This window comes from Streptomyces sp. NPDC029674, assembly GCF_044903205.1.
Lineage (GTDB): Bacteria > Actinomycetota > Actinomycetes > Streptomycetales > Streptomycetaceae > Streptomyces.
Genome location: NZ_JBJDPY010000007.1, coordinates 297,042 through 312,419 on the forward strand (window position 1 = coordinate 297,042; position 15,378 = coordinate 312,419).

A 15,378-nucleotide genomic window follows, 5' to 3' on the forward strand; every position below is an offset into this window, starting at 1 on the left:
GCCACATACGTACGACGGCGGGGGGACGGTCATGAGCGGACGCGCGCGGCTCGCGGTGTGCGCCACCGCCGCCACGCTGATGGCGTCGGGCTCCCTGCTGCCGCTCGTCGATCCCGCGACGTGGTTCTTGCAGGCGGTGATCCTGCTCGTCCTCCAGAGCGGGGTGGGCGCGCTGGCCCGGCGGGTGCCGCTGGCCAGGCCGCTGACCGTGGCGGTGCAGGCACTGGTGTCGCTGTTCCTGCTGACGCTGGTCTTCGCCCGCGAGCAGGCGCTCGCGGGGATCGTGCCGGGCCCCGAGGTGTTCCAGCGGTTCGGCCTGCTCCTGGAGGCGGGCGGCAACGACGTCAGCAAGTACATGATCCCGGCGCCGCTCAGCGACGGCATCCGGCTGATGCTCGTCGGCGGCGTCCTGGTGATCGGCCTCGCGGTGGACGCGCTCGCGGTGACGTTCCGCACCGCGGCCCCCGCCGGGCTTCCGCTGCTCGCCCTGTACTCGGTCGCGGCGGGGCTCTCCGACGGCGGCGCCGGATGGCTGTGGTTCCTGCTGGCCGCCGCCGGCTATCTGCTGCTGCTCCTGGCGGAGGGCCGGGACCGGCTCTCGCAGTGGGGCCGGGTGTTCGGTGGCTCCGCGCGCGCGCCGGGCCGGGTCTCCGGCGGGCTCGAGAGCGACAGCGGGGCGCTCGCCCCGGTCCGCACGGGACGGCGCATAGGGGCCGTGGCCCTGGGCATCGCGCTGGTGGTGCCGCTCGCGCTGCCCGCCCTGGACGGTGGGCTCCTGGACGGCTCCGGCGGTCCGGGGGGCGGCGGCTCGGGCGGCGGCGGCACGATCTCGGCCGTCAACCCGCTGGTCGCGCTCCAGGACAGCCTGAACCAGCCGGAGGACCGCGAGGTCCTCTCGTACCGCACGAACGCCGAGGCGACCGACGACCTGTATCTGCGCATCGTCTCGCTCGACCAGTTCGACGGCACGACGTGGAAGACCACCGTCCGGCGCATCGAGGACGTGCCGTCGCCGCTGCCGGACCCCCAGGGCCTGAGCCCCGACGTCCGCAGGGCCGAGATCCAGACCAACCTCTCGGCCGCCGAGAGCTACGCGCAGAACTGGCTGCCCATGCCCTTCCCCGCCGGACAGGTGGAGATCGGCGGCCGCTGGCGGTTCGAGCCGGTGGGCCGGGCGCTCGTCGGTGACCGGGGCCAGACCACGCGGGGCGCGCGGTACACGGTCAAGAGCCTGGTCGTGGAGCCCACGGCCGAGCAGCTGGCGGCCGCGCCTGCGCCCCCCGAGGGACTGCGGCGCGAGTTCACGGACGTGCCGGACTCGCTCCCGGCGATCGTCGGGGAGAGGGCCCGGCAGGTCACCAGGGGCGCCGCGAACCCGTACGAGCAGGCGGTCAAGCTCCAGGACTACTTCGCCTCGGACGGCGGGTTCACGTACAACACCCAGGTCCGGGCGGGCAGCGGGCCCTCCGCGATCGAGCGGTTCCTGAAGCAGAAGGAGGGCTTCTGCGTCCACTTCTCCTTCGCGATGGCCTCCATGGCGCGGACGCTGGGGATCCCGGCGCGGGTCGCGGTGGGCTTCACGCCGGGCACCGCGCGGGGCGACGGCTCGATGTCGGTCGGCCTTCGCGACGCGCACGCCTGGCCCGAGCTGTACTTCGAGGGCGTGGGCTGGACCCGTTTCGAGCCGACGCCGAGCCGCGGCACGGTGCCCGAGTACACCCGCTCGGACGTCCCCTCGGGTGACGCGAGCGACCCGGACTCCCCGGAGCCGACCGAGTCCTCCGAGCCGTCCACGGCGCCTTCCCCGTCGGACAGCTGCCCGCCCGACATGAAGAAGCAGGGCGGCTGCGCGAGCGACGCGCCGCAGGTCGCGGCCGGTTCCGGCGGTGAAGGGCCGCCCGTCAAGCTGATCGTGGGCATCGGTCTGGCGGCGCTGCTCGTCCTCGGGGCGCCTCTGCTGCCGCTGCTGTGGCGGACCCGGACGCGGACCGTCCGCCTGGCTTCCGGCGGCCGTACGGAGGCGGAGGCCACGGCGCGGACGCTGGCGGCCTGGCTCGAAGTGACCGATACGGCCTGGGACCACGGCATCGCGCCGGACGAGTCCCAGACACCCCGGAAGGCCGCGGCACGCATCGTGCGGGTCGGACAGCTGACCGCGGCGCCGGCGGAGGCCGTCCACCGGGTGGCGGCCGCCGTGGAGCAGGTCCTCTACGCCCCGCACCCGCTCCCCGCAACCGGACTGGCCGAGGACGTGCGGCGGGTACGGGAGGGGCTGAACGCCTCGGTGGGCCGGTTCACCCGGCTGCGGATCACGCTCGCGCCGCGTTCGGCCGCGCGGGTGGTGTGGACGGTCTCCGACCGGTGGACGGCGTTCAACACGCGCTGGCGCGAGCGAGCCGCGAAACGGTGGGCGACGCTCGCACGGAAGCTGCCGCGCAGGGCCGGGCAGCAGGGCTGAGGGCCCGCCTGGGGTGGCGCTCTCGGCCCTGCGCCGGCAGCGCCGCCCCGGCGGCACGTGCGTACAGCACGCGCTGGTGGGAGCGGGCCGCGAAGCAGTGAGGGCGGCGTTCCGGGGTGCGTTCTCGGCGCTGCGCCGGCAGCGTCGGCCCGGCGGCGTGTGCGTACACATGTGTGAGGGGTGACCGCCCGGTCGGGCGATCACCCCTCACACATGACTACGTCTGTTGGGTCAGTCCTGAGCCGCTGGGCTCACTGACCGCCCTGTTCGTCGCGGCGGCGCTGCCACCGCTGCTCGATGCGGTCCATCACGGAGCGGCGCTGCCTCGCCTGCCGTGGGGCCGCGGCCCCGCCCGGTGCGGCGGCCGTGCCCGAAGGCTGTTCGCCCGGCTTCGGCGCTTTGCGCCAACCGGTGACGGCGAGCACCGCGCAGCCCAGCATGACGAGGAACCCCACCACGCTGATCCAGATCTGCTGGGCGACCATTCCGGCCATGAGAAGGGCGATACCCACCAGGAAGCCCGCGACCGCTTGGTAGACCCGCTTCCGGGTATACGTACGCAGCCCGCTTCCCTCAAGCGCTGTCGCGAACTTGGGATCTTCGGCGTACAGCGCTCGCTCCATCTGCTCGAGCATGCGCTGCTCGTGCTCCGAGAGCGGCACGGAGTCCTCCTCATCGTGCAGTCGCCGGGGCGACCGGGGGTCCCCTTCAGGATAGGCAGGGAATCGCCCCCGTGAAACCCGCCCCTCTGCGCCAACTTCGCCAAACCGGACCTTCACGCCGCTCCGGCTCGCTGAAGCGTGCATTCCCCAGCGGCCGGACCGTCATGCAGAACGGTGTGCCTCGATCATACGGCGCCCGTAGCCCGTTCGGGGGGCCTGTGGCGTACTCCATGTGCGGCTGCGGCCCTGATCAGCCGGTCGGCCACCGGAGCGCCTCAGGCTCCGGCGGTGTCCCGCGCCTCGCCGAGCACATGCAGCTGGGTGGCCACGGAGTGGAAGGCGGGCAGCTCCGCGGCGGCGGCCTCCAGCTTGAGGAGGGCCTCCAGGGCGCCCGGCTCGGTGTCCACGAGCACGCCGGGGACCAGGTCGGCGAAGACCCGGACGCCGTGCACCGCGTCGACGCGCACGCCCGCGGCCTCGACCAGCTCTGTGAGCTGCTCGGCGGTGAAGCGGCGCGGCACGGGGTCACCGGCGCCCCAGCGGCCCGCCGGGTCGGTGAGCGCGGTCTGCGCCTCCGTGAAGTGCCCGGCGAGGGCCCGCGCGAGCACGGCGCCGCCGAGGCCGGCGCCGAGCAGGCTGAGGATGCCGGAGGGGCGCAGCGCGTCCACGGCGAGGCGCACGCCCTCGGCCGGGTCGTCCACGTACTCCAGGACGCCGTGGCACAGGACCGCGTCGAAGCCGCCGCGCTCGACGACGTCGAAGAGGCCGAGCACGTCGCCCTGGACGCCGCGCACGCGGTCGGCGACGCCGGCCTCGGCGGCCCGGCGCTCCAGCGCGAACAGCGCGTTCGGACTGGGGTCGACGACGGTGACGCGGTGGCCGAGGCGGGCGACGGGCACCGCGAAGTTGCCGCTGCCGCCCCCGGTGTCGAGCACGTCGAGTTCGGCGCGCGACTCTTCCTTGCCGGTGGTCTCGACGCGGCGGTCGAGGGCGTCCTTCAGGACGTCCCAGACCACTGCTGTACGAAGAGAAGCGCGGGGGCGCATCGGGTCCGACACGGCAGTTGACTCCTCGGCGCGTGGGGTGCGAACGCCCCCACCCTATTGCCTGCCGCCGCGTGCCCCTGTCACCCGTCCCGAGGCGCGGACGGGCCGGTCAGCCCGCGTCCGGCGGCTCCCGGACCGCGTCCTGCGGCTCCTGCCGGGGCTGGGGCAGGACGGGCTGCAGGACCAGCATCCGCTCGACGATGCGCAGGAACATCGCCACGTCGCGGAGCAGGTCGTCGGCGTCGCGGGCGGTGGCGGCGGCCGCTATGCCCGCCTCGGCGCGGGCCCGCCGGGCGGCGCCGGAGGCGAACAGGGCACTCCACTCGGTCAGTTCGGGAGCTATTTCGGGGAGGACTTCCCAGGCGCTGCGGATGCGCTGCCTGCGGCGCGGTGTCGTCTCGGGGCGGCCGCGCGCGGCGAGGACGGCGGCGGCGGTGCGCAGGGCGGCGAGGTGTGCGGTGGCGTAGCGCTCGTGCGGGGCGTCGAGGCGGGTGGCCTCGTCGATGCCGGCGCGGGCCTGGGCGAGCAGTTCGAGAGCGGCGGGCGGGGCGGTCGCGCGGCGCAGGACGGGGTGGACATCGCTCGCCGGGCCGGTCAGTGAGGGAGCAGGGCTGACGGCGCGGTGCCGGTGGGCGGCTGCTGCGGAAGTGCTGGCCATGACGAACCTCCTGTCGTCGTGTGACGGCGCAGTGGCCGTATGTGCCCATCGTGGAGTACGCCACTGACAATCGGCTCTGACCTGGGCCTTTGCCTGGACCGAGGGTTCGGGCTTACTTTTGAACTGACCAGTCAGTTCAAAAACCGGTTCGACGGAGGGGCAGGGGGGACTGTGGACGGTCCGACCGACGGCGCGCGCGGAGCCGCCGTCACCGCCGAGGAGTTCGGGCTCCAGGGGCCGCGGGGCTGGGCGTTCCGCGGCATCGGGATCAGAGCCGAGCCCGGGTCGCTGATCGCGCTGGAGGGCCCGTCGGGTTCGGGCCGCACCTGTCTTCTGCTCGCGCTCACGGGACGTATGCGCGCCACCGAGGGCCACGCGTGCGTGGGCCGCTTCCGGCTGCCCGGGCATCTGGCCGCGGTGCGCCGGATCAGCGGGCTCGGCCCCGTGCCCGGCGTCACCGACCTCGACCCGGCCCTGACCGTCGCCGAGCACCTGCGCGAACGGGCGCTCCTGGAGCGGCGGTTCGGCGGCCCGCTGCGCGGGCTCCTGCGGCCCCGCGGCGAGCGGCGGGAGGAGATGCGGCTGCGCGTCGACGCCGCGCTGGCCGCCGCCGGGCTCGACGTGGAGACGCTGCCGAAGGGGCGGCGGACCTCCGTACGCGATCTGGAGCGGCTCGAGGTCCTGCGGCTCTCCGTGGCCCTGGCCCTGATCGGCCGCCCGCGCGTGCTCGGCGTCGACGACACCGACCTGAAGCTCTCGGACGCCGAACGGGCGGAGGCCTGGGCGATGTTGAAGTCCCTCACGGACCGCGGCACGACCGTCGTCGCGGTGTGCAGCGAGGCCCCGGAGGGCGCCGTGGTGGTCCGTACCGACAACGACAAGGAGACGGCGGATGCGCTCGCCGAAGCTGGCCGCGCTTGAGCTCAGGCGCTTCGGCAGGGGGAAGCTGCCGCGTGCGGCGCTGGTCGCCCTCCTGCTGCTGCCGCTGCTGTACGGCGCCCTCTACTTGTGGTCGTTCTGGGATCCGTACGGCCACCTCGACCGCATTCCCGTGGCGCTCGTCAACGACGACAAGGGAGCCACCGCGCAGGGCAAGAAGCTCGCGGCGGGCGACAACATCGTCGAGGGGCTGCGCGACAGCAAGACCTTCGAGTGGCACGAGGTGAGCGACGCCGAGGCGCGCGAGGGCGTGGAGGACGGGACGTACTACCTGTCGCTGACCATGCCCAGAGACTTCAGCAAGCGCATCGCGTCGAGTTCGGGGGACTCTCCGGAGACGGGCGCCCTGCGCGTCCGCACGAACGACGCCAACAACTACATCGTCGGGCAGATCTCGCGGACGGTCTTCTCCGAGGTGCGCTCCGCCGCGTCCACGAAGGCGTCGCGCTCGTTCCTCGACAAGATCTTCGTCTCGTTCTCCGACATCCACGGAGAGACGCAGAAGGCCGCCGAGGGCGCCGACAAGCTGGACAGCGGCATCGGGAAGGCGAAGAAGGGCTCCAAGGACCTCGCCAAGGGCCTCGGGGACGCCAGGACCGGCAGCGGTGACCTGGCCGCCGGCGTCAAGAAGCTCCACACCGGCGCGGGCGAACTCGAGGACGGCTCGAAGAAGGTCGCGGACGGCACGCAGAAGCTCGCCGACAAGGTCAACGGCACGGCGGACCAGGTACGGCCCTTCCTGAAGGACAACGGCAAGACCATCGGAGACACCGCCCAGCTCGTCGCCGACTCCTCCAAGGCGATGCGCCGCAACCTGGCCGACTGGGTGAAGCTCGCGCCCGGAGCGGCCGAGGGCGCGAGGGACGGCTCCCGGATCATCGGCGACTTCTATAAGAAGCAGTGCGAGACAGCACCCGTCCCCGACCCCGGCTGCCCGGAGTTCAAGAAGGCCAAGAAGGCCGCCGAGAACGTGTCGACCATCGCGGACGACATGAACACCGTGATCAAGGACCAGAACAGCGACGTCAAAAAGCTCGACAAGCACCTGGCCACGCTGCAGAAGAAGTCCCAGGCGCTCGCCGACCGCGCCCCGCACCTCGACGAGGACCTGAACACCGCCGTCACCCGGATCAACGACCTCAACAAGGGCGCGGGCAAGGTCGCCAAGGGCGCCAAGAAGCTGCACACGGGCCTCGGCACCGCCAAGACGGGCGCCGACGACCTCGACGCGGGCATCGGCAAGCTGGAGACGGGCGCGGGCGACCTCAAGGGCGGCCTCTTCAAGCTGGCCGACGGCTCGGCGAAGCTCTCCGGAGGGCTGCACGACGGCGTGAAGAAGATCCCGGACTACGGCAAGAAGGACCGCGACGAGCGCACCGGAGTCATGTCCGACCCAGTGCGGCTCGCCTCCCAGTCGATGCACAAGGCGCCCAACTACGGCACGGGCTTCGCGCCGTACTTCATCCCGCTGTCCCTGTGGGTCGGCGCGATGGTGGCGTACATGCTGATCCAGCCGCTCAACCGGCGCGCGCTCGCGGCCGGCGCCTCCGCCTGGCGCATCGCGCTCGCGGGCTGGCTGCCGGTGGCCGCCCTCGGCGTGCTCCAGACCGCGGCCCTGCTCTCGGTGCTGCACTGGGGGCTCGGCCTGGAGATGGCGCGGGCGGCCGGGACGGTGGGCTTCCTCTGCCTGGTGACCGCGTGCTTCGCGGCGATCGTGCAGTGGCTCAACGCCCGCTTCGGAGCGGCCGGGCGGATCCTCGTCCTCGCCGCGCTGATGCTGCAGCTGACATCGGCGGGCGGCACGTACCCCGTACAGACGAGCCCCGGCTTCTTCGGCGCGATCCACCCCTTCCTGCCGATGAGTTACGTCGTCGAGGCTCTCCGGAGACTCATCACGGGCGGCGGCCTCGGTCCCGTCTGGGAGGGCTGCGCGGTCCTGTCCGCCTTCACCCTGGGCGCTCTCGCGCTCACGGCGCTCTCCGCGCGCCGCAAGCAGGTGTGGACCCTGGACCGGCTGCACCCGGAGCTGAGCCTGTGAGTGTGAGAATCAGGGCCATGGACAGCAGTGCAGGCAGCACCCGCCGTGAGGCCACCCGGCAGAAGCTCTACGAGGCCGCCGTCACCCTCATCGCGGAGCAGGGCTTCTCGGCCACGACGGTCGACGAGATCGCCGAACGGGCCGGGGTCGCGAAGGGCACCGTCTACTACAACTTCGCGAGCAAATCGGTCCTCTTCGAAGAGCTGCTGCGGCACGGCGTCGGCCTGCTCACGGCCTCCCTGAAGGAGGCGGCCGAGGAGGCCGACAGGAGCGGCGGCAGCAAGGTCGACGCCCTCGACGCGATGATCCGCGCGGGCCTGGTCTTCATCAACCGCTACCCGGCCTTCACCCAGCTGTACGTCGCCGAGCTGTGGCGGACCAACCGGGCCTGGCAGTCCACGCTGCTCGTGGTCAGGCAGCAGGCCGTCGCGGTGGTCGAGGACGTGCTGCGCGCGGGGGTGGCGAACGGTGAGCTCAGCGAGGAGATCGACATCCCGCTGACGGCCGCCGCGCTCGTCGGCATGGTGCTGGTGGCCGCGCTGGACTGGCAGGCCTTCCAGCCGGAGCGCTCGCTGGACGACGTGCACGCGGCGCTCTCACGGCTGCTGCAGGGCCGGGTCGGCGGCACGCGCGCGTAGCCGGTCCCCCACACACAACGGCGCCGGTCCGGTGCCCCCGTTCCCGGGCGGCACCGGACCGGCGCTTTCTTCGTGTCCCCCCGTGACCCCCGTGCGACCCCCGTTCGGTCGTCCCCCGAGTCACCCCCGTACCTCGCTCCCGCCGGGCCGGCGGGAGGAGCGGCCAAGGGCGCGGCACCGTTCCGCCGCCCCGTGTCGGCGGTACCGGCACCGCGCCCTCCTCCGTGCCCCACACTCTTCCGTCTCCGCAGGTGGGGCCCCATCCGCGCGGATACTCATCTCACCCACTAGGTACGGATACTCAGGCGTACGCACTCATCCCCAGGCCACTTCGTCCCCGACTGGTTACGATCACGTCCGTGTCCGTACTCCCCCTGGTGTTCACCAGCGGCTGGGCGAGCGGGATCAACGCGTACGCCGTTGTCCTGCTGCTCGGCGTCTTCGGCGCGACCGGGGTCAGTGACGAGGTCCCCGAGGCGCTGCAGCGGCCCGATGTGCTGATCGCGGCCGGTGTGCTCTTCGTGTGCGAGGCCGTCGCCGACAAGATCCCGTACGTCGATTCGGTCTGGGACACGGTGCACACCGTGATCCGGCCGGTCTCCGGCGCCGTGGTGGGGGCGCTCCTGGCGGGGCAGAGCGGCTCGCTGCCGGACCTCGCGGCGGGCGCGGTGGGCGGCACGACCGCGCTGGCCAGCCACGCGGTGAAGGCCGGCACCCGGATGGCGATCAACACCTCGCCCGAGCCGTTCAGCAACGTCGTGATGAGCACGGCCGAGGACCTCGGCGTCGGCGGCGTCATCAGCTTCGCGATGTTCTACCCGGAGGCCGCCGCGGTCATCGCGGCCGTGCTTCTGCTGATCGGCCTGTTCCTGCTCTTCTTCCTCGTCTCGCGGATCCGGCGGTTCCTGCGGCGCAGGGCGCAGCGGCGCGAGGAGAAGCGGCTTGCGGGGCGGACCGGACCACCGCCGCCCTGACTGTCGGTGGCGGCCGATAAAGTCCCTGGCATGGCAAGGATTGTGGTGATCGGCGCAGGTCTTGGCGCGATGACGGCGGCCGCCCGGCTGGCCGTCGCGGGCCACCGGGTGGTGGTGTACGAACGCGGGGAGACGTACGGCGGCGCGGTCGGCCGCGTCGAGCGGGACGGCTTCGCCTTCGACACCGGCCCCGGACTGCTCCAGCTCCCCGCGGTCTACCGCGACCTGTTCGTCAAGACGGGCAAGGAGCCCCTGGAGAAGTGCGTCGAGCTGTCCCAGGTGGAGCCCGCCGTGCGGCACGTCTTCGCGGACGGCACCGCGGCGGACCTGCCGAACGCCTCGCGCGCGGGCGTGGGCGAGGCCCTGGACACGGCCCTCGGTGCCGGCGCGGGCGCACGCTGGTCGGCGTTCATGAACCGCGCCAGGGAGGCCTGGGACCGCACCCGCCGCCCCCTCCTGGAAGAGCCCCTCTGGCCGAACTGGGAGGTGCTCGCCGACCGCGAGCCGTACCCCTCGGTGCCGCTCAAGCGCCTGCTGCGCCGCGAGCGCCGGGCGGTCACGCTCAGCGAGGTCGGCGAGCTCGAGCTGGGCGGCGACCCGCGGCTGATCGCGCTCCTGGAGCAGTTCGCCCTCGCGCACGGCCTCGATCCCCGCACGACTCCGGCGAGCGCGGCCGTCCTGCCCTACCTGGAGCAGACGTTCGGCACCTGGGCGGCGCGGGGCGGCATGCGCGCCCTGGCCCGTGCGGTGTACGAGCGGTGCGTGGCCCGGCGGGTCGAGTTCGTGTTCGGCGCGGCGGTGACACGGATCGTCGAGAAGGACGGCCGGGCGGCGGGCGTGGAGCTCGCGGACGGCACCGTCGCGGACGCGGACTTCGTGGTCGCCGGTGTCGCCCCCGCACTCCTGGACGGGATGCTGCCCGGCAGGGGTGTGCGGGCGGCGGGTGACGTCCCCGCGCGCTCGGGTATGCCCAGCCGGCTGACGGTGTTCCTCGCGCTGTCCGGCGCGCGGCCCGAGGGCACGCCGCTCCGGACGGTGGTGCACGCTGCGGACCGCGCGGAGGAGCTGGACTGCTTGTTCGGCGACGGCTTCGCCATGGCAGCACGTCCCACGGTCACAGTGATACGACCGGATGACCCCGCATCGGTCCCGAACGACGCGCACGAGGCGGTCACTCTGACAGCCACGGTGCCCGCGTACCGCGACGACCTCGACTGGGCTTCACGGGACGTATTCGCCCTGCAGGCCGAGAATCTGATCACGCACGCCGAGCGCGCCATCCCGGACCTCCGCGACCGTCTCCTCTGGCACGAGATCCGCACCCCGGCCGACATCGCCGAGGCCACCGGCGCCGACGGCGGCGCGGTCCCGGCCCCGGCGCTCGCCGCGGCCGGCGGCCGGTTCCTGCACCCGTCGAACAGCACCGGCCTGCCGGGGCTCTTCGCGGTCGGCGGCTGGGCGCATCCCGGCGGCGGCCTGCCGCACGCGGGCATGTCGGGCACGCTGGTCGCGGGGCTGATCGTCGAGGGACCGGAGTTCCGCGGCTCCCAGTAACCGGAGCGGCCCGCGCGCCTCAGTACCGGTACTGCTGCTCGTTGTACCCCGAGCCGTCGTATCCCGGGCCGTCGTAGCCGGAGCCGTGGTCGCCGCCCTGGTACGGGTACGGCTGCTGCTCCGGGGGGAGCTCGCCGCCGTACTGGTCGTCGGTGTTGCGCTGCTGGGGCACCCAGACGCCGCCGGGCGGGGTGTCGGTGTACGCGCCGCCGAGGGAGCCGCTGTAGGTGTCGCCGCCGTACGGGGCGTACTGCTGCTGGTCGCCGTACGTGTCGTAGCTCTGCCCCGCGCCGTACGTCTGCGTGCCGATGTACGGGTCGGAGTAGGCGGCGTACTGCTGCTGACCGGTCTCGTCGTACGCGTAGTTCTGGTTCTGCTGGGCGTGCTGCTGGTCGAAGCCGGTGTAGGCCGCGGCGTCGTAGCCGTAGCCCTCGCTCTGGTGGGCGTCGCCGGCGGCCGACGGGGCGTACGGAGCGTCGCTGTACACGCCGTACTGCCCGGTGTCGTCGGGCATCGGCTCCGGTGCGTAGACCCCGCCCGCGGGGATGTCAGGACCGTGCGCGGGCGGCGGCGGGACCTGCCCGTAAGCCATGTCGGAGACGTCCGCGTCGGGGGCGTCCGAGTCGGAGACCTCCAGGTCGGAGACCCGCAGCGTCGGTTCCGCCGCGGCCGCGGCGGCCCGCGCCGGCCGCTTGCGGCGCTTGCTCAGGCCCGGCTGCCCGCCGAGCGCCCAGCCGGTGGAGAAGCCCCGGCGGAACGACATCGTCACGTACGTCTGGCCCGTGGCGAACGCGATGGCGCCGATCCCGATGATCCACACCGTCGAGAGCAGCACGCCGACGACGACGCCGAGGAAGCCCACGAAGGCGAGCAGGCGCCAGCGGAGCCTCGCCTTGTACTGCAGCAGAACCTCGCCGAGCAACCACAGCGCGACGCATCCGAACGCGATGTAGAGGACCGTCCAGCCCATGTACGCCCCTCTCCCCTACGGCCGCCGCCCCTCGGGTGCGGGTACGACCGTTCAGGCCTGGTGGTGCAGGCCCAGATTCTCGTAGATCTCCAGCGTCGCCGTGGAGTTGTTCAGCGTGATGAAGTGCAGCCCGGGCACACCTTCGGCCAGCAGCCGCGCGCAGAACTCCGTCGCGAACTCGATGCCAATGGAGCGTACAGCGGCGGGATCGTCCTTGACCGAGAGGATCCGCTCTTTCAGCTCGGCCGGGAACACGGCGTTGCTGAGCTGCGGCAGCCGGTCGAGCTGGCGGACGTTGGTGACCGGCATCATCTCGGGGATGATCGGCGTCTCGCAGCCCGCCGCCTCGACGCGGTCGCGCAGCCGCAGGTACTCCTCGGGGTCGAAGAACATCTGCGTGATCGCGTAGTCCGCGCCGGCCCGGCACTTGTCGATGAAGTGCCGGGTGTCGGACTCCCAGTCGGGCGAGCGCGGGTGCATCGCGGGGAAGGCGGCGACGCCCACGCAGAAGTCGCCGGACTCCTTGATGAGCTCGACCAGCTCGGCGGCGTAGGTGAGGCCTGCGGGGTGGGCGATCCACTCGCCGAGAGGGTCGCCCGGCGGGTCGCCGCGGACCGCGAGCATGTTCCTGATGCCCGCGTCCGCGTACTGCCCGATGATGTTGCGCAGCTCGGCCACGGAGTGGTCGACCGCGGTCAGGTGCGCGACGGGCGTCAGGGTCGTGTCGGCGACGATCTGCTGGGTCTCCTTGACCGTGCCGGTGCGCGTCGAACCGCCCGCGCCGTAGGTCACGGAGACGAAGTCCGGGGCGACCGCCTCGACCCGCCGCAGCGCGTTCCAGAGGTTCCGCTCACCCTTGGGGGTTTTCGGCGCGGAGAACTCGAACGAAAATGTCGTTTTTCCGGTCGCGAGCATGTCGCGCACCGTGCGCGCACGGTCAGTCCTGGTCGAAGCTGTGCCTGAGGCCATACGGGCAGGTTAGCCAGGCCGCGACGGTCACCCAACCAGACCTGGGAGATTTAGCCGATTTGCCGTTTTGTTGTCCACGGATCGGACACTCCCGGGTTGTTGCTCAGACAGTTGTACGGAGCCGCTTCGCGAACTCCGCGGCGGCGGCACCGGGGTCGTCGGCCTCGGTGACGGCCCGCACGACGACGACCCGCCGGGCGCCCGCTTCGAGCACCTCGTCCAGGTTGCCCGCGTCGATGCCGCCGATGGCGAACCAGGGCCGGTCCGTGCCGAGCGAGGCCGTATACCGGACCAGGTCGAGGCCCGGGGCGTGGCGGCCCGGCTTGGTGGGCGTGGGCCAGCACGGCCCCGTGCAGAAGTAGTCCACGCCGTCCTGGACCGCGGCCGCGGCGGCCTCCGGCTCGGAGTGCGTGGAGCGGCCTATGAGGACGTCCTCGCCGAGGATGGCGCGGGCCGCCGGGACGGGCAGGTCGCCCTGGCCGAGGTGCAGCACGTCGGCGCCGATGGCGTGCGCGACGTCCGCGCGGTCGTTCACCGCGAGGAGCTTGCCGTGCCGCCGCGCGGCGTCCGCGAAGACCTCGAGGTGCGCCAGCTCCTCGCCGGCCTCCATGCCCTTGTCGCGCAGCTGCACGATGTCGACGCCGCCCGCGAGGACGGCGTCGAGGAACTCGGGGAGGTCCCCCTGGCGCCTGCGTGCGTCCGTGCACAGGTAGAGCCGGGCGTCCGCGAGCCGGGTGCGGTGGTCGGCGGCCATGGAGAAGTCCCCCCGTTGTCGGTCGTGTGCTGGTCTGCTGGTGCGCTCAGGTCAAACAGCCAGCGCCTGGGCGCGACGCTTCACCTCCGTGCCGCGATTCTCGCCCAGTGCCTGCACGGGGGTGCCGGGCAGGCTCGGGTCGGGGGTGAAGAGCCACTCCAGCATCTCCTCGTCGGAGAAGCCGTCGTCCCTCAGGAGCGTCAGGGTGCCGGCGAGGCCCTTGACGACCTTGTCGTCGTCGATGAAGGCGGCGGGCACCTGGAGCGCCCGGTTCTCCCCACGGCGTACGGCGATCAGCTGGCCCTCCTTGACCAGCTGGCGCACACGGGTCACCTCGACGTCGAGCATTTCCGCGATGTCGGGGAGGTGCAGCCAGGCGGGGACAAGAGCGTCAGTCTTTGCGTCAATCTCGGTCACGTGGTCCAGCGTATCTCTGGCCGGTGACACGCACCGGACGGCGGCCGTCCGGCTACAGTGCCGCCTTCTTCAAAGGCACCGAAGGGTCTGCCACCTGCGCGGGGGCCAGACGGGTGGCCGACTCGATCAGTCTGCGGCCCTGGGCCAGGTCCCTGGGGCGGCCCACCGCGAGGATCGCCACGAGAGCGCCGTCCCGCAGCCAGCACACCGACCAGGCCACCCCCGTCGGGTCGCCGCGCCACACCAGCTCGTCCGCCGAGGCGTGGTGGCCCGCGTACTGCACGAAGCGGCCGAACTGCTCCGACCAGAAGTACGGCACGGGGTCGTACGCCGCCGGTGTCTCGCCGATGATGTTCGCCGCGACCGTGCGCGGGCCCTGCAAGGCGTTGTCCCAGTGGTGCACGAGAAGCCGCTCGCCGTACCTTCCCGAAGGGAAGGAGGAGCAGTCGCCGACCGCGTACACGTCAGGGGCCGAGGTGCGCAGACCGGCGTCGGCCACGACCTCCCGGTGGCCGCCCAGCTCGATGCCGGAGCCGGCCAGCCAGGCCGTCGCGGGCCGCGCCCCGATGCCGACGACGACGGCGCCGGCGGGCAGCCGGGTCCCGTCGGACAGGACGACCTCGCCCGGCTCGACACGCTCCACGCGCGCGTGGGTGCGCAGCACCGCTCCGGAGTCCGCGTACCAGCCCGCCATGGGCGCTGCGACCTCTTCCGGCAGCGCCCCGGCCAGCGGCCTCGACGCGGCCTCGACGACGGTGACGGAACAGCCCGCCTCGCGCGCGGCGGTCGCGAACTCCGCGCCGATCCAGCCCGCCCCGACGACCACGATGTCCCGCTGCGCGGCGAGGACCGGGCGCAGCCGCTCGGCGTCGTCCAGGGTGCGCAGCAGGTGGACGCCCGGGACGCCCTCGGTGCCGGGCAGCCGGATCGGTTCGGCGCCGGTCGCGAGGACCAGGACGTCGTACGGGAGGGGGGCCTCGGCGGTGTCCAGCTCGTGGTCGGCGGGGCGCACTCCGGTGACCTCGCGACCCAAGACCAGCTCGATGCCGAGCGCTTCGAAGTCGATGTCGAAGGCGGAGCCCTCCGCCTTGCCGAGCAGCACCGCCTTGGACAGCGGCGGCCTGTCGTACGGCTGGTGCGGCTCGGCCCCGATGAGGGTGACCGCGCCGGTGAAGCCCTGTTCGCGCAGGGCCACCGCGGTCTGCACCCCGGCCATTCCGGCTCCGACGATGACGACGTGCCGCTCGGCCTGCCGCTGTTTCCCGCTCTGCCTCTGCTGCTCGCTCACCCGATCACTCTAG

General features: G+C 72.8%; 14 protein-coding genes. 6 read left to right on the forward strand and 8 right to left on the reverse strand.

What is annotated here, in order from left to right; translation table 11 throughout:
- Positions 1–31 precede the first annotated feature (31 nt).
- Positions 32–2,458: a DUF3488 and DUF4129 domain-containing transglutaminase family protein gene (locus ACI2L3_RS19360; protein ID WP_404753558.1), complete on the forward strand. Its 2,427-nt coding sequence runs from the start codon at positions 32–34 to the stop codon at positions 2,456–2,458.
- A 251-nt stretch (positions 2,459–2,709) separates the two neighbouring features.
- On the opposite strand, the gene ACI2L3_RS19365 is transcribed toward ACI2L3_RS19360, so the two are convergent.
- The 3 genes from ACI2L3_RS19365 to ACI2L3_RS19375 all read right to left on the reverse strand — a co-directional run bounded on the left by ACI2L3_RS19365 (position 2,710) and on the right by ACI2L3_RS19375 (position 4,824).
- The gene (locus ACI2L3_RS19365; RefSeq protein WP_404753559.1) at positions 2,710–3,120 is read right to left on the reverse strand and encodes a DUF3040 domain-containing protein; all 411 of its coding nucleotides are present in this window, start codon (positions 3,118–3,120) and stop codon (positions 2,710–2,712) included.
- Between the two features lie 275 nt (positions 3,121–3,395).
- A complete protein-coding gene (locus tag ACI2L3_RS19370) occupies positions 3,396–4,178 on the reverse strand; it encodes a class I SAM-dependent methyltransferase (protein WP_404753560.1) in 783 nt (260 codons plus the stop codon).
- Between the two features lie 97 nt (positions 4,179–4,275).
- Positions 4,276–4,824 carry an SAV_6107 family HEPN domain-containing protein gene (locus ACI2L3_RS19375; protein WP_404753561.1) on the reverse strand — a complete coding sequence of 183 codons (549 nt, stop codon included), beginning with the start codon at positions 4,822–4,824 and terminating at the stop codon, positions 4,276–4,278.
- A gap of 171 nt (positions 4,825–4,995) precedes the next feature.
- Here ACI2L3_RS19375 and ACI2L3_RS19380 point away from each other — a divergent pair, with 171 nt between their 5' ends.
- The 5 genes from ACI2L3_RS19380 (at position 4,996) to ACI2L3_RS19400 (ending at position 10,967) form a co-directional block, all read left to right on the forward strand.
- The gene (locus ACI2L3_RS19380) at positions 4,996–5,745 is read left to right on the forward strand and encodes an ATP-binding cassette domain-containing protein (protein WP_404753562.1); all 750 of its coding nucleotides are present in this window, start codon (positions 4,996–4,998) and stop codon (positions 5,743–5,745) included.
- Entirely contained in the window at positions 5,717–7,801 is a 2,085-nt protein-coding gene (locus tag ACI2L3_RS19385; protein WP_404753563.1) for a YhgE/Pip family protein, read from the forward strand. The genes ACI2L3_RS19380 and ACI2L3_RS19385 overlap by 29 nt, the downstream gene beginning before the upstream one ends.
- Positions 7,802–7,818: 17 nt before the next feature.
- Positions 7,819–8,439, forward strand: coding sequence for a TetR/AcrR family transcriptional regulator (locus ACI2L3_RS19390; protein WP_404753564.1), 621 nt, complete (start codon positions 7,819–7,821; stop codon positions 8,437–8,439).
- A 359-nt stretch (positions 8,440–8,798) separates the two neighbouring features.
- On the forward strand, positions 8,799–9,413 hold the full coding sequence (locus ACI2L3_RS19395; protein WP_404753565.1) for a DUF4126 domain-containing protein: 615 nt from the start codon (positions 8,799–8,801) through the stop codon (positions 9,411–9,413).
- 30 nt (positions 9,414–9,443) lie between these two features.
- The gene (locus tag ACI2L3_RS19400; protein ID WP_404753566.1) at positions 9,444–10,967 is read left to right on the forward strand and encodes a phytoene desaturase family protein; all 1,524 of its coding nucleotides are present in this window, start codon (positions 9,444–9,446) and stop codon (positions 10,965–10,967) included.
- 19 nt (positions 10,968–10,986) lie between these two features.
- On the opposite strand, the gene ACI2L3_RS19405 is transcribed toward ACI2L3_RS19400, so the two are convergent.
- From ACI2L3_RS19405 to ACI2L3_RS19425, 5 genes are all read right to left on the reverse strand, one after another.
- Positions 10,987–11,937: a hypothetical protein gene (locus ACI2L3_RS19405; RefSeq protein WP_404753567.1), complete on the reverse strand. Its 951-nt coding sequence runs from the start codon at positions 11,935–11,937 to the stop codon at positions 10,987–10,989.
- Positions 11,938–11,988: 51 nt separating this feature from the next.
- Complete coding sequence (gene metF / locus ACI2L3_RS19410) at positions 11,989–12,906, reverse strand: methylenetetrahydrofolate reductase [NAD(P)H] (RefSeq protein WP_404753568.1); 918 nt, start codon at positions 12,904–12,906, stop codon at positions 11,989–11,991.
- A 103-nt stretch (positions 12,907–13,009) separates the two neighbouring features.
- Positions 13,010–13,660, reverse strand: a complete 651-nt coding sequence (gene thiE, locus ACI2L3_RS19415; protein WP_404753569.1) for a thiamine phosphate synthase — start codon at positions 13,658–13,660, stop codon at positions 13,010–13,012.
- A gap of 51 nt (positions 13,661–13,711) precedes the next feature.
- Positions 13,712–14,077 carry an Rv2175c family DNA-binding protein gene (locus ACI2L3_RS19420; protein WP_404753570.1) on the reverse strand — a complete coding sequence of 122 codons (366 nt, stop codon included), beginning with the start codon at positions 14,075–14,077 and terminating at the stop codon, positions 13,712–13,714.
- 52 nt (positions 14,078–14,129) lie between these two features.
- Positions 14,130–15,293, reverse strand: a complete 1,164-nt coding sequence (locus tag ACI2L3_RS19425) for an NAD(P)/FAD-dependent oxidoreductase (RefSeq protein ID WP_404753696.1) — start codon at positions 15,291–15,293, stop codon at positions 14,130–14,132.
- Between the last annotated feature and the right edge of the window lie 85 nt (positions 15,294–15,378).

Bases quoted from the DNA above. Each gene is read 5' to 3' on its own strand.
- ACI2L3_RS19360 (WP_404753558.1), top strand. From the start codon at position 32: ATGAGCGGACGCGCGCGGCTCGCGGTGTGCGCCACCGCCGCCACGCTG.
- ACI2L3_RS19375 (WP_404753561.1), bottom strand. From the start codon at position 4,824: ATGGCCAGCACTTCCGCAGCAGCCGCCCACCGGCACCGCGCCGTCAGC.
- ACI2L3_RS19385 (WP_404753563.1), top strand. From the start codon at position 5,717: ATGCGCTCGCCGAAGCTGGCCGCGCTTGAGCTCAGGCGCTTCGGCAGG.
- ACI2L3_RS19390 (WP_404753564.1), top strand. From the start codon at position 7,819: ATGGACAGCAGTGCAGGCAGCACCCGCCGTGAGGCCACCCGGCAGAAG.
- ACI2L3_RS19400 (WP_404753566.1), top strand. From the start codon at position 9,444: ATGGCAAGGATTGTGGTGATCGGCGCAGGTCTTGGCGCGATGACGGCG.
- ACI2L3_RS19405 (WP_404753567.1), bottom strand. From the start codon at position 11,937: ATGGGCTGGACGGTCCTCTACATCGCGTTCGGATGCGTCGCGCTGTGG.
- metF (WP_404753568.1), bottom strand. From the start codon at position 12,906: ATGGCCTCAGGCACAGCTTCGACCAGGACTGACCGTGCGCGCACGGTG.
- thiE (WP_404753569.1), bottom strand. From the start codon at position 13,660: ATGGCCGCCGACCACCGCACCCGGCTCGCGGACGCCCGGCTCTACCTG.
- ACI2L3_RS19425 (WP_404753696.1), bottom strand. From the start codon at position 15,293: ATGGCCGGGGTGCAGACCGCGGTGGCCCTGCGCGAACAGGGCTTCACC.